We start from the raw sequence: 21,195 nt of genomic DNA, 5'->3' as shown, positions 1-21,195 counted from the left end.
GGCGAGTAAGTAGTACGCATCTTACCTCTTTTTTAGAGATAACCATTATGACAATAGAAAAACACGAAAGAAGCACTAAGGATTTGGTGAAAGCAGCAGTATCGGGATGGCTGGGCACTGCGCTTGAATTTATGGATTTCCAGTTATATTCGCTCGGCGCAGCGTTAGTGTTTCATGAAATATTTTTTCCTGAATCATCAACGGCAATGGCGTTAATTCTGGCAATGGGAACCTACGGTGCAGGTTATGTGGCGCGTATTGTCGGAGCATTTATTTTCGGCAAAATGGGCGACAGAATCGGGCGTAAAAAAGTGCTCTTTATTACCATAACTATGATGGGGATCTGTACCACCTTAATTGGTGTGCTGCCGACCTATGCACAAATTGGTGTGTTTGCGCCAATTTTGCTGGTGACGCTGCGTATTATTCAGGGGCTGGGGGCAGGCGCGGAAATTTCCGGTGCCGGTACGATGCTGGCGGAATATGCGCCAAAAGGTAAGCGCGGAATTATCTCCTCATTTGTTGCTATGGGGACTAACTGCGGAACCTTGAGCGCAACGGCAATCTGGGCCTTTATGTTCTTCATTCTCAGTAAAGAGGAACTGTTGGCGTGGGGATGGCGTATACCGTTCCTGGCGAGCGTTGTCGTGATGGTCTTTGCTATCTGGTTGCGTATGAATCTGAAAGAAAGCCCGGTCTTTGAGAAGGTTAACGACAGCAACCAACCTACAGCAAAACCTGCACCTGCTGGTAGCATGTTCCAGAGCAAATCCTTCTGGCTGGCAACAGGGCTGCGTTTTGGTCAGGCTGGTAACTCAGGTTTAATTCAGACTTTCCTTGCAGGCTATTTAGTGCAGACGTTATTGTTTAACAAAGCAATTCCAACAGATGCATTGATGATCAGTTCGATTCTCGGCTTTATGACCATTCCGTTCCTTGGTTGGTTATCCGATAAAATTGGTCGCCGGATCCCGTATATTATTATGAATACCTCTGCGATTGTGCTGGCATGGCCAATGCTTTCTATCATCGTAGATAAAAGCTATGCCCCGAGCACCATTATGGTTGCACTGATTGTGATTCATAACTGTGCGGTGCTGGGATTATTTGCTCTGGAAAACATTACCATGGCAGAAATGTTCGGCTGTAAAAACCGCTTTACCCGGATGGCCATTTCTAAAGAAATTGGTGGTCTTATCGCTTCCGGTTTTGGTCCTATCCTGGCGGGTATTTTCTGCACCATGACGGAATCCTGGTATCCGATCGCAATTATGATCATGGCATATTCAGTGATTGGTTTAATTTCTGCGCTGAAAATGCCAGAAGTGAAAGACCGTGATTTAAGTGCGCTGGAAGACGCTGCGGAAGATCAACCGCATGTTGTCAGAGCTGCGCAACCTTCCAGAAGTCTTTAAATCCTCCATCCCTTCTCTTACCGGAGAGGGGATTTTTATTCATATAACAAAACATGTAGCTTGCCATATTTATATTTAAGGAATTGTTATGGGAAATAATTTGTTATCAGCAAAAGCGACGCTCCCTGTTTATGATCGTAATAACCTGGCCCCAAGAATTGTTCATTTAGGCTTTGGTGCATTTCACCGTGCGCATCAGGGTGTGTATGCCGATATTCTTGCTACGGAACATTTCAGTGACTGGGGATATTATGAGGTCAATTTAATCGGCGGCGAACAGCAAATTGCCGATTTACAACAGCAAGATAATCTTTATACCGTTGCGGAAATGTCGGCCGATGCGTGGACGGCTCGCGTCGTTGGCGTCGTTAAAAAAGCCTTGCACGTACAGATTGATGGCTTAGAAACCGTGTTGGCTGCGATGTGTGAACCGCAAATCGCGATTGTCTCTCTGACAATCACCGAAAAAGGGTATTTCCACTCTCCGGCGACCGGACAGTTAATGCTCGATCACCCGATGGTCGTTGCCGACGTACAAAATCCCCACCAGCCGAAAACTGCAACAGGGGTGATTGTCGAGGCGCTGGCTCGCCGTAAAGCGGCAGGACTTCCCGCATTTACCGTCATGTCATGTGACAACATGCCAGAAAACGGTCATGTTATGCGTGACGTTGTCACTTCCTACGCGCAAGCTGTTGATGTAAAACTGGCACAATGGATCGAAGAAAACGTGACTTTCCCATCAACAATGGTGGACCGTATTGTGCCCGCAGTGACAGAGGATACGCTGGCGAAAATCGAACAACTTACCGGTGTGCGCGATCCTGCTGGCGTTGCCTGTGAACCTTTCCGCCAGTGGGTAATAGAAGATAACTTTGTTGCCGGACGTCCGGAATGGGAAAAAGCGGGAGCCGAACTGGTTAGTGATGTGCTGCCTTATGAAGAGATGAAGTTGCGCATGCTCAACGGCAGTCATTCATTCCTGGCGTATCTGGGTTATCTTGCCGGATATCAGCACATTAATGACTGCATGGAAGATGAACATTATCGTCATGCAGCGTATGCCTTGATGTTGCAGGAACAAGCGCCGACGTTGAAAGTGCAGGGCGTTGATTTGCAAGATTACGCTAACCGATTAATTGAACGCTATAGCAACCCGGCGCTACGTCACCGAACCTGGCAGATTGCGATGGATGGCAGCCAGAAATTGCCACAGCGGATGTTGGATTCTGTTCGCTGGCATCTGGCGCATGACAGCAAGTTCGATCTGCTGGCGCTGGGCGTCGCGGGTTGGATGCGCTATGTCGGTGGTGTTGATGAACAGGGAAATCCGATTGAAATCAGTGATCCACTGTTACCTGTTATTCAGAAGGCTGTACAAAGTAGTGCCGAAGGGAAAGCGCGCGTCCAGTCATTGCTGGCGATTAAGGCGATCTTTGGTGATGATTTGCCAGACAATAGCTTGTTTACTGCAAAAGTGACGGAAGCGTACTTGTCTTTATTAGCGCATGGTGCGAAAGCGACCGTGGCGAAATATTCCGTGAAGTAAAAAAAGCAATGCCGCCATCGGCGGCATTCACACGCTTAGTTCATGCCGAGACGAATCAGGTCCAGAGGTGCCAGTTTCTCTTCACAACCTTCAACAACTACGGTTTTTCCGCGACGGATTTGCTCAGCGGTCAGACCTTCAGTATCAATCGACAGGATCTTGCCAGTGTGACCGGTGCCGCTAACCATAACACGGCTGCCAGTGGTGATTGCGTTACGGTTACGATCGTAGGTCGTCATAGGTGTTTTCTCCTTTCTGATTTACAGTCGAAGCCCACGTAACGGGCGCAATATAAATACTCCTGTCGAGTGAAATATTTTTTGTTTTTGATCAAGCTCACATCTTTTTTGATGCATGCATGAGCCATATGACGGAGGGAAAAACTCTCACCCCGGATGGGATGAGAGGAAATGAATTACTCTTCGCTAAACCAGTCGCTGTTTTCCTGACGGATCTGGCGCACGGATTCGCTGATTTCCTGCAAATGTTGCGTCATTGCACGTTCTACCGCATCGCCATCACGTTTTTGCAGGGCAGAGAAAATCTCAAGATGCTGGCGTAACAGCATTTCTGGTGGAGAAACGTGGTCGAAACTCATATAGCGCACGCGATCAACGGTCGCTTTCAGGTTCTCAATGGTATCCCACGCCAGTTGACAGTCGGCAATCTGGGTCAGGAGTTGATGGAAGTTGTCATCAAGTTCAAAAAAATCATCCAGTTGCTTGCGCTCAATGGCAATGCGTTGCTGGTGAAGATTTTGTTCCAGTTGGTAGCACTGGCTTTCGGTAATCATGCTCGCCGCCCGACGCGCCACCGCGCACTCAATGGCCTGACGGATAAAACTGCCGTTGCGCACCTGGGCCATGGAAATTTTGTTGACGTAGCTGCCACGCTGCGGACGAATTTGAATCAGGCCGTTTTCCGCCAGTTTAATAAAGGCTTCACGAACCGGCTGGCGTGACACATTGAAACGAACAGAAACTTCTTTTTCCGACAACGGTGTGCCTGGAGCAATCAGGCAATGGACAATGTCGCGACGAAGAATACGATAAATCTGCTGATTGACAGGCTGTGTGGGATTAAGTTGCGTTTCGACGGTCATTCGTTCTTGCTTGTGAGTGAGTTAACTGCATGAGTCTACCACTTTTTTGTGACAAGCAATAACCCGGCAGTTACGCCGGGTATAAAAATTACTGACGGTGGACATTCAGTCCGGCATAGCTTTGGGTAACCGGCATCATTTCCAGGGTATTGATATTGACGTGAGCAGGCAGCGTTGACACCCACCAGACGGCTTCGCTGACATCTTCTGGCGTCAATGCAACGGTATTTTGATAGGTTTTTTCCGCTTTACCGTCATCGCCTTTAAAGCGGACATTGGAAAACTCGGTGCCACCCACCAGACCCGGTTCGATGTCGGTGACGCGCACCGCCGTACCATGCAGGTCCGTACGCAGATTCAGGCTAAACTGACGAACAAACGCTTTCGTCGCACCGTAAACGTTACCACCGGCATACGGCCAGCTGCCTGCCGTTGAGCCAATGTTAATAATATGACCATAATTACGTTCAACCATACCCGGTAAGACGGCGCGCGTCATATATACCAGGCCTTTGTTGTTGGTATCAATCATCGTTTCCCAGTCTTCAACGCTGGCTTTATGCGCAGGCTCCATGCCCAACGCCAGACCGGCATTATTTACCAGGATATCAATATTGCACCACTCGGCAGGAAGCGATGCCAGCATCTCTTCAATAGCGGCGCGGTTGCGAACGTCCAGTTGGGCGATATACAGATTATCTCCCAGTTCGTCTTTTAACTCCTGCAACCGCTCCTGGCGACGGCCAGTGGCGATAACTTTATGCCCTTGTTGAATAAAACGACGAGTAATGCATTCACCAAAACCTGCCGTTGCTCCAGTTACTAAAACGATCATCTCACTGTTCCTCAACGCTTTTGTGTGTCAATAACATAGCACGTGATGCTTAAGAGCGGGTAATACTGGTTTGCAAGATTGCACTCCGTTATCAGTAAGCCTACGCTATGGAACACCTCGCGTTCAGGAGAAGAAAATGACAACAATGAATCCTTTCCTTGTGCAAAGCACACTGCCGTATCTGGCTCCCCATTTTGATCAAATTGCCAATCATCACTATCGCCCGGCATTCGATGAGGGAATGCAGCAAAAGCGGGCAGAAATTGCTGCCATCGCGCTTAACCCGCAAACACCTGATTTCAACAATACTATTCTGGCACTGGAACAAAGCGGAGAATTACTTACCCGCGTTACCAGCGTCTTTTTTGCGATGACTGCGGCGCATACCAATGATGAATTACAGCGTCTTGATGAACAGTTTTCCGCTGAACTGGCGGAACTTGCGAATGATATCTATCTGAACGGGGAATTATTCGCGCGGGTAGATGCTGTCTGGCAGCGCCGTGAATCCCTGGGGCTTGATAGTGAATCCATCCGCCTGGTGGAGGTGATTCATCAACGTTTTGTCCTTGCCGGAGCCAAACTTAAGCAAGCTGATAAAGCAAAATTAAAAGTACTGAATACAGAAGCTGCGACCCTGACCAGCCAGTTTAACCAGCGGTTACTGGCAGCAAATAAATCCGGCGGTCTGGTTGTGAACGATATCGCGCAGCTGGCAGGAATGAGTGAGCAAGAGATTGTGCTGGCGGCAGAGGCGGCTCGCGAGAAAGGTCTGTATAACAAATGGCTGATTCCGCTGCTGAATACCACCCAACAACCAGCGCTTGCTGAACTGTGCGATCGCGCGACGCGTGAAAAACTGTTTACTGCGGGCTGGATGCGAGCGGAAAAAAATGATGCCAATGACACCCGCGCTATCATTCAACGTCTGGTGGAGATCCGCGCGCAGCAGGCGAAACTGCTTGGTTTTCCTCATTATGCCGCATGGAAAATCGCCGATCAGATGGCAAAAACGCCAGAAGCAGCGCTCAACTTTATGCGGGAAATTGTTCCAGCGGCGCGTCAACGTGCGAGCGATGAGTTAGCCTCCATACAGGCGATTATTGATAAGCAGCAGGGCGGGTTTAGCGCGCAGCCGTGGGACTGGGCATTTTATGCCGAGCAGGTAAGACGTGAGAAATTCGATCTCGATGAATCGCAGCTCAAGCCATATTTTGAATTAAACACGGTGTTGAATGAAGGTGTATTCTGGACCGCGAATCAGCTCTTCGGTATTAAGTTTGTCGAACGTTTTGATATTCCTGTCTACCATCCTGACGTTCGGGTGTGGGAAATTTTTGATCATAATGGCGTGGGGCTGGCGTTATTTTACGGTGATTTCTTCGCCCGTGATTCAAAAAGCGGCGGTGCATGGATGGGCAATTTTGTTGAGCAATCAACGCTTAATGAAACGCATCCGGTAATTTATAACGTCTGCAATTATCAGAAACCCGCTGCCGGTGAGCCTGCGTTGTTACTCTGGGATGATGTAATAACCTTATTCCATGAATTTGGTCATACGCTGCACGGCCTTTTTGCCCGCCAGCGTTATGCCACGCTTTCCGGCACCAACACGCCGCGTGATTTTGTCGAATTTCCGTCGCAAATCAACGAACACTGGGCAACACATCCGCAGGTATTCGCTCGCTACGCCCGGCATTATCAGAGCGGGGCAGCAATGCCTGACGAACTGCAACAGAAAATGCGTAATGCCAGCCTGTTCAACAAAGGGTATGAGATGAGCGAACTGCTTAGCGCCGCACTTCTCGATATGCGCTGGCATTGCCTGGAAGAAAACGAAGCAATGCAGGATGTCGATGATTTTGAATTGCGGGCGCTGGTGGCGGAAAATATGGATCTTCCCGCTATACCGCCACGCTATCGCAGCAGTTATTTCGCCCATATTTTTGGTGGCGGATATGCCGCGGGTTATTACGCTTATCTGTGGACGCAAATGTTGGCCGATGATGGTTATCAGTGGTTTGTTGAGCAGGGCGGATTAACGCGTGAAAATGGGCTGCGTTTTCGCGAGGCGATCCTTTCCAGAGGTAACAGCGAGGATCTGGAACGCCTGTATCGACAATGGCGCGGTAAGGCACCTCAGATTATGCCGATGCTGCAACATCGTGGCTTGAACGTATAAACACCACCAATGGCTGGCCTGGATTTATCGCCAGACCAGCCTCGTTATAGCAGTAATTGCAGCAGCTGGGCGAGGGCAAACTTCACCGCTAATGCGAATGCCGTTTCGCAGTCGCCAGCAAAATTACTTTTTTTGTATACTCTTCCGTTATAATAATTTTCAAATTTATAAATCTGATTGTTCTGAAATATGTTTAAGACTCTTCAATCTTCTTAACTTTAGTGAGTTAAATTCTCTGAATATTTGACATCTAGTAGCCTGATTTTAAATGCCTTATAACAATTGGCAGTATTCTTATTTGGCAATTATAAAAATAGCAACCAGACTTAATAAGTCAAACCAAACGCAATTAAGGAGTCAGTATGAAATTTCAGGCCATTGTATTAGCAAGTTTTCTTGTCATGCCTTATGCGTTGGCAGATGACCAGGGCGGATTAAAACAGGATGCAGCGCCACCGCCGCCTCATGCAATAGAAGATGGCTATCGCGGAACCGATGATGCAAAAAAAATGACCGTTGATTTCGCAAAAACCATGCATGATGGCGCTTCGGTTTCACTGCGCGGTAATTTGATTTCTCACAAAGGAGAAGACCGTTACGTTTTTCGCGATAAGAGCGGTGAAATTAATGTTGTTATTCCTGCGGCAGTCTTTGATGGACGAGAAGTTCAGCCGGACCAGATGATCAACATTAGCGGAAGTCTGGATAAGAAAAGCGCTCCGGCCGTCGTTCGGGTCACTCATTTGCAGAAATAAAAATAAATTAGCCTGATGGCCTGAACTACTGGGCCATTAGGGTATTGGGTTATGCTATTTGTCATCCTTTTAATTGCGATAATGCAGAGTTAATTTACAGAATTAAACACTTTTTTATCTGCTGATTTTGTTTCAAATCACAATGTTATCTCAGAGATGACTCATAACTTCGGATTTCTATGAAAATATTGACGTAATTTTGCTTTTCTCCCGTTAGAATAGCGCGCACAAGGAACTGTGAAAAAGGAGTGGCAATGATCAAGAAGACAACGGAAATTGATGCCATCTTGTTAAATCTCAATAAGGCTATCGATGCCCACTACCAGTGGCTGGTAAGTATGTTTCACAGCGTGGTCGCGAGAGATGCCAGTAAGCCAGAAATAACGGATAACCATTCTTATGGACTGTGCCAGTTTGGTCGGTGGATTGATCATCTGGGGCCACTCGATAACGATGAATTACCTTACGTTCGGCTAATGGATTCTGCCCATCAACATATGCATAACTGTGGTCGGGAATTAATGTTGGCTATTGTTGAAAATCACTGGCAGGACGCGCATTTCGACGCTTTTCAGGAAGGGTTGCTTTCTTTTACTGCGGCATTAACCGATTACAAAATTTATTTACTGACGATCCGTAGCAATATGGATGTTTTGACGGGATTGCCGGGTCGTCGGGTTCTTGATGAATCCTTCGATCATCAGTTACGCAACGCTGAGCCTCTGAATCTTTATTTAATGTTGTTGGATATTGACCGATTTAAATTGGTTAATGATACCTACGGGCATTTAATCGGCGATGTAGTATTACGCACCCTGGCAACTTACTTAGCCAGTTGGACGCGTGATTACGAAACGGTTTATCGCTACGGGGGCGAAGAATTTATCATTATTGTCAAAGCGGATAATGATGAAGAAGCATGTCGTGCAGGTATCAGAATTTGCCAGTTAGTCGATAACCATGCCATCACACATTCTGAAGGGCATATCAACATTACCGTGACAGCAGGTGTGAGTCGCGCATTTCCTGAAGAGCCTCTGGATGTGGTCATTGGAAGAGCGGACCGGGCAATGTATGAGGGTAAGCAAACCGGAAGAAATCGCTGTATGTTTATTGACGAACAAAACGTGATTCACCGAGTTTAAGCTCCGTTTAACATTCATTGAGAAAACTGATGCTACTGTGTCAACGATCCGTTATCAGTGCAGGAAAATGCCTGTTAGCGTAAAAGCAAAACACAAATCTATCCATGCAAGCATTCACCGCCGGTTTACTGGCGGTTTTTTTTCGCCGTCATAAAAATCAGGCCCCTTGTACACAGTTGTAACAAGGGGCCGGTTAGGTGAGGGATTATCTCCGTTCATTAGTCATCCCATTTGTGGCTGAAATACGCGGCCAGAAAACCAGAAAATAAAATTATTCCCAGTACGGCCATAAAAACATTCATATTACCCAGCATTATTTGCCTCCGTTTATGGTGTGGTGTGTTTCCTCGCTTACCTTAATTTTCATCTCAATGAGAAAGATATTAGCAGAGGTAACCTAAACGAAGGCTGAATTAAATTTTTATTGTGTTCGACTTAAATCAACAAAGCGCGGGCTGCCCCCACGGTCTTGCACGAATTCCTTTTAACATCAGCACCCACGCAGCAACGATCACCAACGCTAAGATGATAAACAGCGAGAAAGGCGGCAGACTGGTAAGTACTATGCCACTCACTAATGGGTTAATCGCAGCACCAAGCCAGCCTAAAGACTGGGCGGAAAAATAGCTGGCTTTCATTCCTGGCGGCGCAATATGGTCAATCAACATATACTCGCCCGGCGCATAAATGATTTCACCGACAGTAAATACCGCAGCTGACATACCCCACATTAGCAGGCTGTTGCCGGAAAAAATAAAACCGACCAGCCCGATGACGAAACAGAGGGTGCCTGCTGTCATCAGCGCGCGGATGTTAGCCGGGTTAAGGCGGCGGCCCACGGAATATTGCAACGTAACTACCATGGCAGCATTCACCGGAAGAACAACCGCGACCACCTTTTCGGCAAAATCCCCATCAGCAATCACCATCACATATTGTGAAATGCACGAGGCAAATGCGCCGCTAACAAAGGAAGCCAGAAAACCAGAGCAGGTAAACCACAACAGTGCTTTATCTTGTAATAAAACTTTCGGCGACCAGGCTCTGCCTGTTTCCGTGGCGATGATTTTCTCGCTGCGCTTTACCCAAATTTGAATGAAAAGCATGGGAAACGCGGAACAGATAGCTGCCAGCCAAAAGGGCAGATTGATGCTCTGCATCACCAACAACGTGCCGAGCGGCGGACCGATGGTCCAGCCAATGTTGAGCATGGTGTAGTTGATTGAGAAGATTTTCGTTTTGCTGGTGGACGAAAGATTGTCGGCAAACCAGGCTTTCAACACGGTAGCAAAAACGGAATAGGCGCAGTTAATAAGGGCAAAAAAGAGCACCACCAGCGTCACGTTATTCACTAAAGGAATGGCAATAAAACCGCTGGCGAAGGCGGTAATTGCCAGTAACATATAGCGTTTCTTGTCGAACTTATCCGCCAGGATACCAAAACCGAGGCTAAAAACGACGCCAATAGTGAGCGCAATTGTCATCGCATAACCGATTAGATCGACACTCAGGCTGTACTGGCGACTCAAGTAAATGGTCATAAACGGCAGCGTAGCGCCGCGTCCGATGGTTAATAACAACGACGAGGCAAGAAGGGCGCTGGTAGAGCGTCGTAGGGATAAGTTCATTTGTCTGTCCGGCAGTGCGTTTCGTTATGTTTTGTTTTAGAGATGTAAAGGAATAGCATGGCAAAAATCCGAAGTATAGCGACTTATTTGCGCATTAATGCCGTCGTAATCGGCGACTAACGAATCAACTGTTAAAGAAAAGTAAATTCAGCTAAGTTGATTGCTTACAAAAGATGAAATTCAGAGGCGGTAGAATGTCGCGAAAAGATGGGGTGTTGGCGCTACTGGTAGTGGTCGTATGGGGGCTAAATTTTGTGGTCATCAAAGTGGGGCTTCATAACATGCCACCGCTGATGTTGGCCGGTTTGCGCTTTATGCTGGTTGCTTTTCCGGCTATCTTTTTTGTCGCACGACCGAAAGTACCACTGAATTTGCTGCTGGGGTATGGATTAACCATCAGTTTTGCGCAGTTTGCCTTTCTGTTCTGCGCCATTAACTTTGGTATGCCTGCTGGACTGGCTTCGCTGGTGTTACAGGCACAGGCGTTTTTTACTATCGTGCTTGGCGCGTTTACTTTCGGGGAGCGACTGCATGGCAAACAATTGGCGGGGATCGCCTTAGCGATTTTTGGCGTACTGGTGTTAATCGAAGATAGTCTGAACGGTCAGCATGTGGCGATGCTCGGCTTTATGTTGACCCTGGCGGCAGCATTTAGTTGGGCGTGTGGCAACATCTTCAATAAAAAGATCATGTCGCACGCAACGCGTCCGGCGGTGATGTCGCTGGTAATCTGGAGCGCATTAATCCCAATCATTCCCTTCTTTGTTGCCTCGCTGATTCTCGATGGTTCCGCAACCATGATTCACAGTCTGGTTACTATCGATATGACCACCATCTTGTCTCTGATGTATCTGGCGTTTGTGGCGACAATTGTTGGTTATGGGATCTGGGGGACGTTACTGGGACGCTATGAAACCTGGCGGGTTGCACCGTTATCGTTACTGGTGCCTGTAGTTGGACTGGCAAGTGCGGCACTATTGCTGGATGAACGCTTAACGGGCCTGCAATTTTTCGGTGCGGTGCTCATTATGACCGGGCTGTATATCAATGTATTTGGCTTGCGGTGGCGTAAAGCGGTAAAGGTTAGAGGCTAAACCATACGCACAGAATGTGATGCCAGCACTCTGTGCGTCTGCTTTTATCGCGGGAAAAAGTACTTTACCTGGAACTCGAAAATATTGCTGTAAAGTAACGAATAATCCAGCGGAATAGAGTTACTGTCCACAGCCTGGGTCTGAATTTTAAGTATGGGATCCCGTGGGCTGATCCGTAAAATACTGGCGATTTCTGGGGTAGGAAAAGTCGGGGAGAAAGTTTCAAAGGTGCCAATGATTTTGATCCCGCATTCGTTCTCAATATACGAAAATTTGGATTTTTGCATATGTGCTACGGTTAAATCAGGAAAACGTGCCACTGACATCCACGTTTCTTCTAATTGTGCTGCATTATCCTCAATGAATCGCAGTCTCTTTATGTAATAAACCTGCTCACCAGTCACTAAATTCAGCTCAGTCGCAATAGGGGGAGAAGCATCCTGCACTTCAAATTTCATAATCTGACTCCCTGCCTCTTTGCCGCTTTTATGCGCAATTTCACTGAAACTGTTCATGTGATCAATGTGTGCAACAAAATTCTTTTTTTGAATGTATGTTCCTGAACCATGCTTTCTATGAATAATTCCTTCGCCTTCCAGCAAGGATAATGCCTTACGCAGGGTATTACGCGAAACATTATAACGAACAGCGAGTTCAGCTTCTGACGGCAACAAATCACCAACATGCCATGAATAGCCATTGATCTCGGATTTAAGTAAGCGGGCAATCTTTTGAAAAATCACTTTTGCACCTTTTAAGAGCCATTGAAAACAAGGAGTTGAGTCCTGATTGGTTTATCCTATGGCCGAGTCGTTTAATTATCACCCTGATGTTGAACAACTTTAGTGCTGTATTACTGTGATCAATGTACCAGGACGTATAGCTACTGCGGGATATGATATTTACACAATGTAATCTGTTATATACCAGTAAGGGAAAATATGAAAAAGATATTGTTAGTTTGCGCTGCGGGCATGTCAACCAGTATGCTGGTTAAACGTATGATTGATCATGCTAACGCTATTTCACTTGAAGTTAATATTTCCGCATTGGCGATTGCAGAGGCTAAAGGGAAAATTAAAAATAACGAAGTTGACGTTGTTTTACTTGGCCCGCAAGTTCGCTTTCAGAAACCAGAGATTGAAGCTGTTGCACAGGGGAAAATGCCTGTAGCTGTTATCGAGATGAAAGACTATGGCACCATGAACGGACAGGCAGTTCTTGAATTTGCGATGAAACTACTGCAACAGTAAGAATCTAATTTTATTAAACTATTACCTGAACTAACTTTTCACACATCATAAAATGGATATGGCATACATGCTTTATTGGGATGTATAAATATCCAAAACAACAGGTATAAAAAATGGGATTAATGGCCTCATTCGAACGTGGAATGGAACGTTTTCTTGTTCCAGTTGCTATCAAGTTAAACTCACAAAAACATGTTGCAGCGGTGAGAGATGGATTCGTTTTTACGTTTCCAATTATCATGGCAAGCTCATTAATTATATTAATTAACTTTGCCATATTATCGCCCGACGGCTTTATTGCCGGGCTGCTGCATCTGAACAGCGTTTTCCCCAACCTTGAAAAAGCACAAGCTATTTTTACTCCGGTAATGAATGGTTCTGTAAATATCATGTCAATTATGATTGCTTTCCTGGTCGCCAGGAATATGGCGATTAGCTATGAGCAAGATGATCTTTTATGCGGATTAACGGCAATAGGAGCATTTTTTATTGTATATACGCCATATCAGATGATAGATGGGCAAGCATTCCTGACGACCAAATATCTCGGCGCGCAGGGGTTATTTGTTGCTGTTATCGTTGCACTGATCACCAGTGAAATATTTTGTCGCTTAGCTCGAAACCCCAAAATCACCATCACGATGCCGGCAGCTGTACCTCCTGCGGTAGCGCGTTCATTTAAAGTTTTATTGCCAATATTTTTTGTCATGGTGTTCTTTTCCGCACTTAATTATTGCCTGACACTGATATCCCCGGCAGGATTAAACGACCTCATTTACACATTAATCCAGACGCCGCTCAAACATATGGGAACGAATATCTTTGCGGTAATTATCCTGGGGGCTGTGGGTAATTTCCTGTGGGTGCTGGGGATCCACGGACCTAATACCACCTCGGCAATTCGAGAAACTGTTTTTTCTGAGGCTAATCTGGAGAATCTCTCCTGGGCCGCTCAACACGGCACTACCTGGGGCGCGCCATATCCGATTACCTGGACTTCTATTAATGATGCATTCGCCAACTGCGGCGGTTCAGGTATGACGTTGGGGTTATTGTTGGCTATTTTTATCGCTTCTAAGCGTGCGGAATACCGTGATCTGGCAAAAATGTCATTTATCCCCGGTATTTTCAATATCAATGAACCGATAATGTTCGGCCTTCCTATTGTACTTAACCCCATCATGATGGTGCCGTTTATTATGGTTCCTATTGTTAACTGTGCCATTGGTTACTTCTTTGTTTCGATGGAAATTATTCCACCGGTTGCTTATGCCGTGCCCTGGACTACGCCCGGACCTTTAATTGCTTTCCTCGGAACCGGGGGAAACTGGCTGGCGTTACTGGTGGGTTTTTTATGTTTAGGTGTGGCGACAATGATCTATTTACCTTTTGTTATTGCCGCCAACAAGGTCAATAACTTAACAACTAACGGATAATGCCATTTACACAGGAAGGAGATGTTGATGTTTGCAGATGAAGAACTTGTTATGGAGTTACTGGTCAACGCAGGACAGGCCCGTTCTGATGCGATGGAAGCCATACGTTGTGCCGGGCAAAAAGACTGGCAGGGCGCAACTCAGCTAATGGCCAGTTCTGAATCCGCCTGTCTTCAGGCGCATAAGATTCAGACCGCGTTAATTAGTCAGGATGAAGGCTGTGGCAAAATAAAAGTTAATCTCATTCTGGTACATGCACAGGATCATTTGATGAATGCAATATTATGCCAGGATTTAGCCAGGGAAATCATTTCATTAAGAAAAGAGCTCCATGCCTGATTTTTTCCTCCAGTGCGATAGCTGGAGGAAATTATTACACTCTTAAGGATAAGTCATGAATATAAAGACGCTTAACGTCAGCCTTTTGTCTTTTTCTATTATTACAGCATTGTTTCCATTGAACGCGATGGCAACAAAATTAACCATAGAGCAGCGCCTTGAACTGCTTGAAAATGAATTGTCGCAAAATAAACAAGAGCTGAGAGCAACACAGAATGAACTAGGAGTATATAAATTCCGACTTTCGACATTACAAAAAAGCATCACAGAAAATAAATATCAATCGGCCTCGCTTGCCGAAATATCAGCTCCATCTCCCGTTGCTGATAACATCAAAAATGAAAACGGTGAACAGAACTCGTCTGCCGCAGCACATACTATAAATGGATCGCAGCAAATTGCCGTTATTGAAAGTAAAGGCGATAAAACCACTATCGAAAGCGTGACCCTGAAAGATATCAGTAAATATATAAAAGATGATATTGGGTTCAGCTATCAGGGGTACTTTCGCTCAGGTTGGGGTACCGGAAATCATGGCTCACCACAAACTTATGCAGCGGGTTCTCTGGGACGTTTTGGTAACGAGATGAGCGGTTGGTTTGACTTAACCTTAAATCAGCGTGTTTATAATCAGGACGGTAAAACGGCAAATGCGGTCGTTACCTATGATGGCAACGTAGGTGAGCAGTATAACGATGCCTGGTTTGGTGACAGTGCCAATGAAAATATCATGCAGTTCAGTGATATTTATCTGACAACGCGAGGTTTTTTACCCTTCGCGCCAGAGGCAGACTTCTGGGTAGGCAAACATAAACTCCCGCAATATGAGATCCAAATGCTGGACTGGAAAACCTTAACCACGGATGTCGCTGCGGGTGTGGGGATTGAAAACTGGGCACTTGGTGTAGGGCTGTTTGATATGTCCTTAAGCCGAGATGATGTCGATGTTTACTCCCGTGATTTTACGCGTACCAGTCAGATGAATACTAATTCTGTGGATGTTCGTTATCGCAATATCCCGTTATGGGATGATGCAACATTATCATTAATGGCTAAATATTCCGCACCTAATAAAACGGATCAACAACAAGATAATGAAAATGACGACAGTTATTTTGAAATGAAAGATAGCTGGATGCTGACTTCTGTTTTACGGCAAAAACTGCAACGCGATACGTTTAATGAATTTACGTTACAGGTTGCCAATAATTCCTATGCCAGCAGTTTTGCCAGTTTCTCAGATGCCAGTAACACGATGGCGCATGGTCGCTATTACTATGGTGACCATACCAATGGGATCGCCTGGCGTTTAATCTCTCAGGGCGAGATGTATCTTACTGACAATATTATTATGGCTAACGCGCTTGTCTATTCTCATGGCGAAGATGTTTATAGTTATGAAAGTGGCGCTCATAGTGATTTTGACAGTATTCGCACCGTAATAAGACCGGCCTGGATCTGGAATACATGGAATCAGACGGGGCTTGAATTAGGCTGGTTTAAGCAACAGAACAAAGCACAGCAGGGTGTAACACTAAATGAATCGGCTTATAAAACGACACTCTGGCATGCATTGAAAGTGGGTGAAAGCATTTTAGGTTCACGACCAGAAATTCGCTTCTATGGCACGTATATCAATATTCTGGATAACGAATTATCTAATTTTAAGTTTAATGAGAACAGCAAAGACGAATTTATGGCCGGCATCCAGGCGGAAGTCTGGTGGTAATCTATTTTAGTTAAGGAGTTGTGTATGTCAGGATTTAAAAAAGGTTTTTTATGGGGTGGCGCGGTAGCCGCGCATCAGTTGGAAGGTGGCTGGAATGAAGGAGGAAAAGGCATCAGTATCGCTGATGTGATGACTGCTGGCGCTCACGGGGTGCCGCGTGAAGTGACAGAAGGCATTATCGACGGGCTTAATTATCCCAATCATGAAGCAATTGATTTTTATCATCGCTATAAAACAGATATTCAGTTATTTGCCGAGATGGGATTCAAATGCTTTCGAACTTCCATTGCCTGGACACGAATCTTTCCGCAAGGTGACGAACAGGAGCCGAATGAAGAGGGTTTACAATTTTATGATGATCTGTTCGATGAATGCCTGAAGCAGGGAATGGAGCCTGTGGTGACGCTTTCGCATTTTGAGATGCCTTATCATCTGGTGACAAAATATGGTGGCTGGCGACACCGTAAACTGATCGACTTTTTCATCCGCTTCGCATCAACGGTCTTCACGCGCTATAAAGAAAAAGTAAAGTACTGGATGACGTTTAACGAAATCAATAATCAGGTGAATTTCAGCGAAAGCCTGTGTCCATTTACTAATTCCGGTATCTTGTATTCGCCAGAGGAAGATATCAATGAGCGCGAACAAATAATGTACCAGGCGGTACATTACGAGTTAGTTGCCAGTGCCCTGGCGGTACAGACTGGAAAATCGATCAATCCTGAATTTAATATCGGCTGTATGATCGCCATGTGCCCCATCTATCCTCTGACGTGTGCACCCAACGATATGATGATGGCCACGAAAGCGATGCATCGTCGTTACTGGTTTACTGATGTTCATGCGCGTGGATATTATCCGCAACATATGCTGAATTACTTTGCCAGGAAAGGATTCAACCTCGATATCACACCAGAAGATAACACGATTCTTGCCAGAGGTTGTGTCGACTTTATCGGTTTTAGCTACTACATGTCTTTTACTACGCAATTTTCGCCAGATAACCCGCAACTGAATTATGTTGAACCACGAGATTTGGTCAGCAACCCTTATATCGATACATCCGAATGGGGATGGCAAATTGATCCGGCAGGGCTACGTTATTCACTCAACTGGTTCTGGGATCATTTCCAGTTGCCGCTGTTTATTGTCGAAAATGGATTGGGTGCGGTTGACCAGAGACAAGCTGACGGCACGGTGAACGATCACTATCGCATTGAGTACTTTGCTTCCCATATTCGGGAAATGAAAAAAGCCGTTGTTGAAGATGGTGTTGACTTAATTGGCTACACACCGTGGGGCTGCATTGACCTGGTTTCTGCCGGAACAGGGGAAATGAAAAAACGCTACGGAATGATTTATGTCGATAAAGACAACGAAGGGAAGGGAACGCTGGAAAGGATACGTAAAGCGTCGTTTTACTGGTATCGGGATCTCATCGCCAACAATGGCGAAAATATTTGAGACTTCAAAAAGATATTACGGAGATGTCAGGCTCTGTGATCAGAGCCTGACAATAACTACATAGCGTGTTGATTATAATAGGGCACGCCGAGCGCATCCGACTTATCACTGCCAGTACCCATGTGATTTAAATCAAACGGTGGTTGTTCCTGCGATGGGGGAACAACCACGACATTGGCACAGGAAGTAACAACCGGCTGCGTGGTTTGTTCCGCAATGCCCTGCGTGGAAAAGAGAATAAGCGCAGCTGCAATTGCGGATAAAAGTGGTTTCATGATTGCCTCAGTGACGTTGTCACGTTATCAACTAGCTGTTGTAATGATTTAATGGATGTAAAAAGCGCGATTCGCCCTGCATATTGGTCATCCGGTATTTATGTGGCGGAACATCAAAGTAATTTTTGAAGGTTCGGGTCAGAGTTTGTTGCGACTCGAAGCCATATCGTTCTGCCAGATAGAGTATCGGCTCGTTACTTTCCTTCAGCTTTTGCGCGATTTCCGTCATCTTACGGCTGCGGATGTATTGGCCTAATGAATGACCGGTTTCTTTTTTAAACATCCGTTGCAGGTGCCATTTGGAGTAACCCGAACGCTCTGACACTTTCTCCAGTGACAGTGGCGATTCCAGGTTGTCCTCGATCCAGTCCAAAATGCTATGAATGGTAATAGCGTCAGTATTGCGTCTGGACATCGTCATACCTCTTTTTTTGTTTACGGCAGGACTTTCTTAAGCAAATGCTCAAGTGTTGCCACTTCGTCCGCCGTCAGGTTTTTTGTTAATTCTTGATGCAGGTCCTGGCCAACTAATTGATGGCATTGTTCACATATTGCCGCGCCGCTGGTGGTAAGTTTTACCAGTACGCCGCGCTTGTCATTCGGGTTCGGCAACCTTTCCACCCAGCCTTTACAGACCAGGCGATCCAGCATACGGGTCAGCGCCCCCAGGTCGACCGACAATACCTTTTTCAGTTCAACCGGAGTAATACACGCCGCGCAGCGGATAGAGCAGAGCACCTTAAACTGTGCCGCGGTAATATCCAGCGGAGACAGATACTCGTTAAGCAGGCGATCTTTCTTCTGATTAACCATATGGATTAAGCGACCCAATGGAATAATTTCATTGAACAGATCGCTGGTACTTTTCACATTAGTTGCCCTGGCAAGTAATTAGTTGCAGGGGATAATATTGCCCAGGCAAGTATAAGTCAAATGAATGAATTGACCGATGCCACGTTTTGCTAAATCGGTTCAAGTTTTGGTCAATGCGATGCAAGGTTAGCTAAAGAGTGACACTTTATCGTTGTTTACCCCTTATACTTTTCGCTGATAAACCAGATACACAGGATAACAACCACCAATGTTAGATTTGTTTAAAGCAATAGGCCTGGGGCTGGTGGTGTTACTACCGTTAGCTAACCCATTAACAACTGTCGCGTTATTTCTTGGCCTGGCAGGCAACATGAACAGTGCTGAACGTAATCGTCAGTCGTTGATGGCCTCGGTGTACGTATTTGCCATCATGATGGTGGCGTATTACGCCGGGCAACTGGTGATGGATACATTTGGCATTTCGATTCCCGGTCTGCGAATTGCAGGCGGCTTAATCGTCGCGTTTATCGGTTTTCGGATGCTCTTTCCGCAACAGAAAGCGATTGATTCACCGGAAGCGAAAAGCAAGTCGAAAGAGCTGGAAGATGAACCCAGCGCCAATATTGCTTTTGTACCACTGGCAATGCCAAGTACCGCGGGTCCGGGAACCATAGCGATGATTATTAGCTCGGCCTCCACAGTGCGTCAGAGTTCAACCTTTGCTGATTGGGTACTGATGGTTGCGCCGCCGCTGATCTTTTTCCTGGTGGCGGTTATTTTGTGGGGAAGTCTACGCAGCTCTGGCGCAATTATGCGGCTGGTGGGTAAGGGGGGCATTGAAGCGATCTCCCGTCTGATGGGATTCCTGCTGGTATGTATGGGGGTGCAGTTTATTATTAACGGCATCCTGGAAATCATTAAAACGTACCACTAAAAAAGGCCCGAATGGGCCTTTCAACTATTGCGTCTGTTCTTCGAGTGTCACTGGCCAGCGGCGGAAAATGATGATTGACCATATTAACGCGGCAAAAGCAGGCACCGCGCCCACATAACCAATCATCGACATTGACCAGTGCAGACTGACCTGATTACCTACCAACGCACCCGCGCCGATTCCAATATTAAATATCCCGGAGAATAGCGCCATCGCGACGTCGGTAGCATCTGGTGCCAGCGCCAGCACTTTAACCTGCATACCAAGCCCGATGATCATCATCGCGATCCCCCAGAAAATACTCAGCACCCCGAGGTGTATTTCACTGTTCGCCGCAGGTAGCAGCAGTGCCAGGCACACCAGCAACAGCGCAATCGCCGTACTTACCAGCGTAGACGCATACTGATTACCCAGTTTACCGAAAATCACGCTGCCAATAATGCCCGCACCACCGAGTAATAACAGTAATGCCGTGGCAAAGTTGGCGCTGAATCCCGCAATGTTTTGCACAAAAGGCTCGATATAGCTGTATGCCGTGTAATGGGCGGTGACAACTACCACAGTTAACAAATAAATGCTCATCAATGCCGGGCGGCGGAATAATAGCGGGAGGCTTTTCAGCGAACCGGAATGCTCACTGGGCAGTAAGGGAAGTAACTTAATCAGGCACAAAAGGGTGATAAGCGCCCCGATACCAATCGCGAAGAAGGTCATTCGCCAACCGAAATACTGCCCCACAATGCGCCCGAGAGGTAAACCTAAGACCATCGCCAGTGCAGTACCGGTGGCAATTAAACTCAATGCCTGTGCTCGCTTCCCGGCCGGAGCCATACGGATCGCCAGAGACGCCGTAATCGACCAGAAAATCGCATGTGCAAAAGCCACACCAATGCGACTGATCACCAGAACGGTAAAACTCCACGATAAAAACGACAGTACGTGGCTGGCAATAAACACCACAAACAGGCAGATCAGTAATTTGCGCCGTTCAACCTGGCTGGTCATTAACATAAAAGGCAATGACATTAGCGCTACTACCCATGCGTAAATGGTCAACATAATGCCGACCTGAGCGGTTTGCATGTGAAAACTTTGCGCAATGTCAGAGAGCAGGCCAACTGGGACAAATTCGGTGGTGTTGAAGATGAAGGCGGCGACTGCCAGCGTAACGACCCGTAGCCACGCCACTTTGCGGGAAACAGTGTTTGTTGTCATAACAGATTATCGGGTGAGTTGCGAAAAAGTGA

23 protein-coding genes and 1 pseudogene are annotated in these 21,195 nt (G+C 46.4%); 12 read left to right on the top strand and 12 right to left on the bottom strand.

Annotation, left to right across the window (positions count from 1 at the left end):
- The first annotated feature begins 47 nt into the window (after window positions 1-47).
- Together ydfJ and ACJHWR_RS00230 are read left to right on the top strand one after the other, a co-directional pair.
- Window positions 48-1,415 carry an MHS family MFS transporter YdfJ gene (gene ydfJ / locus ACJHWR_RS00235; protein WP_000151242.1) on the top strand — a complete coding sequence of 456 codons (1,368 nt, stop codon included), beginning with the start codon at window positions 48-50 and terminating at the stop codon, window positions 1,413-1,415.
- Between the two features lie 88 nt (window positions 1,416-1,503).
- Entirely contained in the window at window positions 1,504-2,964 is a 1,461-nt protein-coding gene (locus tag ACJHWR_RS00230) for a mannitol dehydrogenase family protein (protein WP_000527786.1), read from the top strand.
- Between the two features lie 35 nt (window positions 2,965-2,999).
- Here ACJHWR_RS00230 and ydfZ read toward each other — a convergent pair whose 3' ends face one another.
- The 3 genes from ydfZ to ydfG all read right to left on the bottom strand — a co-directional run bounded on the left by ydfZ (window position 3,000) and on the right by ydfG (window position 4,901).
- Window positions 3,000-3,203 carry a putative selenium delivery protein YdfZ gene (gene ydfZ / locus ACJHWR_RS00225; protein ID WP_000214712.1) on the bottom strand — a complete coding sequence of 68 codons (204 nt, stop codon included), beginning with the start codon at window positions 3,201-3,203 and terminating at the stop codon, window positions 3,000-3,002.
- Window positions 3,204-3,379: 176 nt separating this feature from the next.
- Complete coding sequence (rspR, locus tag ACJHWR_RS00220; protein ID WP_000215553.1) at window positions 3,380-4,066, bottom strand: DNA-binding transcriptional regulator rspR; 687 nt, start codon at window positions 4,064-4,066, stop codon at window positions 3,380-3,382.
- Between the two features lie 88 nt (window positions 4,067-4,154).
- Window positions 4,155-4,901 carry a bifunctional NADP-dependent 3-hydroxy acid dehydrogenase/3-hydroxypropionate dehydrogenase YdfG gene (ydfG, locus tag ACJHWR_RS00215; protein ID WP_012311677.1) on the bottom strand — a complete coding sequence of 249 codons (747 nt, stop codon included), beginning with the start codon at window positions 4,899-4,901 and terminating at the stop codon, window positions 4,155-4,157.
- 136 nt (window positions 4,902-5,037) lie between these two features.
- On the opposite strand from ydfG, the gene dcp reads away from it, so the two are divergent.
- Complete coding sequence (gene dcp / locus ACJHWR_RS00210; RefSeq protein WP_012311733.1) at window positions 5,038-7,083, top strand: peptidyl-dipeptidase Dcp; 2,046 nt, start codon at window positions 5,038-5,040, stop codon at window positions 7,081-7,083.
- 44 nt (window positions 7,084-7,127) lie between these two features.
- Here the strand turns inward: dcp and ACJHWR_RS00205 are convergent.
- Window positions 7,128-7,208 (bottom strand): annotated as a pseudogene (locus ACJHWR_RS00205) (hypothetical protein); the annotation flags it as partial.
- A 237-nt stretch (window positions 7,209-7,445) separates the two neighbouring features.
- Between ACJHWR_RS00205 and ydeI the strand changes: the two are divergent.
- On the top strand, window positions 7,446-7,838 hold the full coding sequence (gene ydeI / locus ACJHWR_RS00200; protein ID WP_000671737.1) for a YdeI family stress tolerance OB fold protein: 393 nt from the start codon (window positions 7,446-7,448) through the stop codon (window positions 7,836-7,838).
- A gap of 254 nt (window positions 7,839-8,092) precedes the next feature.
- A complete protein-coding gene (gene dgcZ, locus ACJHWR_RS00195) occupies window positions 8,093-8,983 on the top strand; it encodes a diguanylate cyclase DgcZ (protein WP_000592819.1) in 891 nt (296 codons plus the stop codon).
- Window positions 8,984-9,097: 114 nt separating this feature from the next.
- Here the strand turns inward: dgcZ and mgtT are convergent, their stop codons facing one another.
- From mgtT to ydeE, 3 genes are all read right to left on the bottom strand, one after another.
- Complete coding sequence (gene mgtT, locus ACJHWR_RS00190; RefSeq protein WP_212734532.1) at window positions 9,098-9,202, bottom strand: hypothetical protein; 105 nt, start codon at window positions 9,200-9,202, stop codon at window positions 9,098-9,100.
- Window positions 9,202-9,297 carry a protein MgtS gene (mgtS, locus tag ACJHWR_RS00185; protein WP_000901367.1) on the bottom strand — a complete coding sequence of 32 codons (96 nt, stop codon included), beginning with the start codon at window positions 9,295-9,297 and terminating at the stop codon, window positions 9,202-9,204. Before mgtS ends, mgtT begins: the two co-directional genes overlap by 1 nt.
- A gap of 126 nt (window positions 9,298-9,423) precedes the next feature.
- Complete coding sequence (gene ydeE, locus ACJHWR_RS00180; RefSeq protein ID WP_001054177.1) at window positions 9,424-10,611, bottom strand: efflux MFS transporter YdeE; 1,188 nt, start codon at window positions 10,609-10,611, stop codon at window positions 9,424-9,426.
- A 194-nt stretch (window positions 10,612-10,805) separates the two neighbouring features.
- Here ydeE and eamA point away from each other — a divergent pair, with 194 nt between their 5' ends.
- Complete coding sequence (eamA, locus tag ACJHWR_RS00175) at window positions 10,806-11,705, top strand: O-acetylserine/cysteine exporter (protein ID WP_000087205.1); 900 nt, start codon at window positions 10,806-10,808, stop codon at window positions 11,703-11,705.
- 44 nt (window positions 11,706-11,749) lie between these two features.
- Here the strand turns inward: eamA and ACJHWR_RS00170 are convergent, their stop codons facing one another.
- Complete coding sequence (locus tag ACJHWR_RS00170) at window positions 11,750-12,448, bottom strand: GntR family transcriptional regulator (RefSeq protein ID WP_000577190.1); 699 nt, start codon at window positions 12,446-12,448, stop codon at window positions 11,750-11,752.
- 198 nt (window positions 12,449-12,646) lie between these two features.
- Here ACJHWR_RS00170 and ACJHWR_RS00165 point away from each other — a divergent pair, with 198 nt between their 5' ends.
- From ACJHWR_RS00165 to ACJHWR_RS00145, 5 genes are all read left to right on the top strand, one after another.
- Window positions 12,647-12,958 carry a PTS sugar transporter subunit IIB gene (locus tag ACJHWR_RS00165; protein WP_000722572.1) on the top strand — a complete coding sequence of 104 codons (312 nt, stop codon included), beginning with the start codon at window positions 12,647-12,649 and terminating at the stop codon, window positions 12,956-12,958.
- Between the two features lie 113 nt (window positions 12,959-13,071).
- Window positions 13,072-14,394: a PTS sugar transporter subunit IIC gene (locus ACJHWR_RS00160; RefSeq protein WP_000523806.1), complete on the top strand. Its 1,323-nt coding sequence runs from the start codon at window positions 13,072-13,074 to the stop codon at window positions 14,392-14,394.
- 27 nt (window positions 14,395-14,421) lie between these two features.
- Complete coding sequence (locus ACJHWR_RS00155) at window positions 14,422-14,733, top strand: PTS lactose/cellobiose transporter subunit IIA (RefSeq protein ID WP_001459752.1); 312 nt, start codon at window positions 14,422-14,424, stop codon at window positions 14,731-14,733.
- Between the two features lie 55 nt (window positions 14,734-14,788).
- Window positions 14,789-16,462 carry a carbohydrate porin gene (locus ACJHWR_RS00150; protein ID WP_001022787.1) on the top strand — a complete coding sequence of 558 codons (1,674 nt, stop codon included), beginning with the start codon at window positions 14,789-14,791 and terminating at the stop codon, window positions 16,460-16,462.
- 24 nt (window positions 16,463-16,486) lie between these two features.
- Entirely contained in the window at window positions 16,487-17,926 is a 1,440-nt protein-coding gene (locus tag ACJHWR_RS00145) for a 6-phospho-beta-glucosidase (protein ID WP_000012602.1), read from the top strand.
- Window positions 17,927-17,982: 56 nt separating this feature from the next.
- On the opposite strand, the gene marB is transcribed toward ACJHWR_RS00145, so the two are convergent.
- The 3 genes from marB to marR are packed head-to-tail and all read right to left on the bottom strand — an operon-like array spanning window position 17,983 to window position 19,071.
- A complete protein-coding gene (marB, locus tag ACJHWR_RS00140; protein ID WP_000803531.1) occupies window positions 17,983-18,201 on the bottom strand; it encodes a multiple antibiotic resistance protein MarB in 219 nt (72 codons plus the stop codon).
- A gap of 31 nt (window positions 18,202-18,232) precedes the next feature.
- Window positions 18,233-18,616, bottom strand: coding sequence for an MDR efflux pump AcrAB transcriptional activator MarA (marA, locus tag ACJHWR_RS00135; protein WP_000091199.1), 384 nt, complete (start codon window positions 18,614-18,616; stop codon window positions 18,233-18,235).
- 20 nt (window positions 18,617-18,636) lie between these two features.
- Window positions 18,637-19,071, bottom strand: coding sequence for a multiple antibiotic resistance transcriptional regulator MarR (gene marR / locus ACJHWR_RS00130; protein WP_000843419.1), 435 nt, complete (start codon window positions 19,069-19,071; stop codon window positions 18,637-18,639).
- 211 nt (window positions 19,072-19,282) lie between these two features.
- On the opposite strand from marR, the gene marC reads away from it, so the two are divergent.
- Window positions 19,283-19,948 (top strand): NAAT family transporter MarC, encoded by a 666-nt coding sequence (marC, locus tag ACJHWR_RS00125; RefSeq protein WP_000885035.1) that lies wholly within the window; start codon window positions 19,283-19,285, stop codon window positions 19,946-19,948.
- Window positions 19,949-19,972: 24 nt separating this feature from the next.
- Here the strand turns inward: marC and ydeA are convergent, their stop codons facing one another.
- Window positions 19,973-21,163, bottom strand: coding sequence for an L-arabinose MFS transporter (gene ydeA / locus ACJHWR_RS00120; RefSeq protein WP_000210806.1), 1,191 nt, complete (start codon window positions 21,161-21,163; stop codon window positions 19,973-19,975).
- Window positions 21,164-21,195 lie beyond the last annotated feature (32 nt).

It is taken from the genome of Escherichia sp. WS568 (genome assembly GCF_046486085.1).
GTDB lineage: Bacteria > Pseudomonadota > Gammaproteobacteria > Enterobacterales > Enterobacteriaceae > Escherichia > Escherichia coli.
Note: the sequence above shows the minus strand (reverse complement) of the source record. Positions and strands in the feature narration are given on the sequence as shown.

What these genes read in the sequence shown, in the direction of transcription:
- ACJHWR_RS00160 (WP_000523806.1), top strand. Translation starts at nt 13,072, where the DNA reads ATGGGATTAATGGCCTCATTCGAACGTGGAATGGAACGTTTTCTTGTT.
- dgcZ (WP_000592819.1), top strand. Translation starts at nt 8,093, where the DNA reads ATGATCAAGAAGACAACGGAAATTGATGCCATCTTGTTAAATCTCAAT.
- marB (WP_000803531.1), bottom strand. Translation starts at nt 18,201, where the DNA reads ATGAAACCACTTTTATCCGCAATTGCAGCTGCGCTTATTCTCTTTTCC.
- marC (WP_000885035.1), top strand. Translation starts at nt 19,283, where the DNA reads ATGTTAGATTTGTTTAAAGCAATAGGCCTGGGGCTGGTGGTGTTACTA.
- rspR (WP_000215553.1), bottom strand. Translation starts at nt 4,066, where the DNA reads ATGACCGTCGAAACGCAACTTAATCCCACACAGCCTGTCAATCAGCAG.
- mgtS (WP_000901367.1), bottom strand. Translation starts at nt 9,297, where the DNA reads ATGCTGGGTAATATGAATGTTTTTATGGCCGTACTGGGAATAATTTTA.
- eamA (WP_000087205.1), top strand. Translation starts at nt 10,806, where the DNA reads ATGTCGCGAAAAGATGGGGTGTTGGCGCTACTGGTAGTGGTCGTATGG.
- ACJHWR_RS00165 (WP_000722572.1), top strand. Translation starts at nt 12,647, where the DNA reads ATGAAAAAGATATTGTTAGTTTGCGCTGCGGGCATGTCAACCAGTATG.
- ACJHWR_RS00155 (WP_001459752.1), top strand. Translation starts at nt 14,422, where the DNA reads ATGTTTGCAGATGAAGAACTTGTTATGGAGTTACTGGTCAACGCAGGA.
- ydfZ (WP_000214712.1), bottom strand. Translation starts at nt 3,203, where the DNA reads ATGACGACCTACGATCGTAACCGTAACGCAATCACCACTGGCAGCCGT.
- ydeE (WP_001054177.1), bottom strand. Translation starts at nt 10,611, where the DNA reads ATGAACTTATCCCTACGACGCTCTACCAGCGCCCTTCTTGCCTCGTCG.
- ACJHWR_RS00230 (WP_000527786.1), top strand. Translation starts at nt 1,504, where the DNA reads ATGGGAAATAATTTGTTATCAGCAAAAGCGACGCTCCCTGTTTATGAT.
- marA (WP_000091199.1), bottom strand. Translation starts at nt 18,616, where the DNA reads ATGTCCAGACGCAATACTGACGCTATTACCATTCATAGCATTTTGGAC.
- dcp (WP_012311733.1), top strand. Translation starts at nt 5,038, where the DNA reads ATGACAACAATGAATCCTTTCCTTGTGCAAAGCACACTGCCGTATCTG.
- ydeA (WP_000210806.1), bottom strand. Translation starts at nt 21,163, where the DNA reads ATGACAACAAACACTGTTTCCCGCAAAGTGGCGTGGCTACGGGTCGTT.
- ydfG (WP_012311677.1), bottom strand. Translation starts at nt 4,901, where the DNA reads ATGATCGTTTTAGTAACTGGAGCAACGGCAGGTTTTGGTGAATGCATT.
- mgtT (WP_212734532.1), bottom strand. Translation starts at nt 9,202, where the DNA reads ATGAACGGAGATAATCCCTCACCTAACCGGCCCCTTGTTACAACTGTG.
- ACJHWR_RS00150 (WP_001022787.1), top strand. Translation starts at nt 14,789, where the DNA reads ATGAATATAAAGACGCTTAACGTCAGCCTTTTGTCTTTTTCTATTATT.
- ACJHWR_RS00145 (WP_000012602.1), top strand. Translation starts at nt 16,487, where the DNA reads ATGTCAGGATTTAAAAAAGGTTTTTTATGGGGTGGCGCGGTAGCCGCG.
- ydfJ (WP_000151242.1), top strand. Translation starts at nt 48, where the DNA reads ATGACAATAGAAAAACACGAAAGAAGCACTAAGGATTTGGTGAAAGCA.
- ydeI (WP_000671737.1), top strand. Translation starts at nt 7,446, where the DNA reads ATGAAATTTCAGGCCATTGTATTAGCAAGTTTTCTTGTCATGCCTTAT.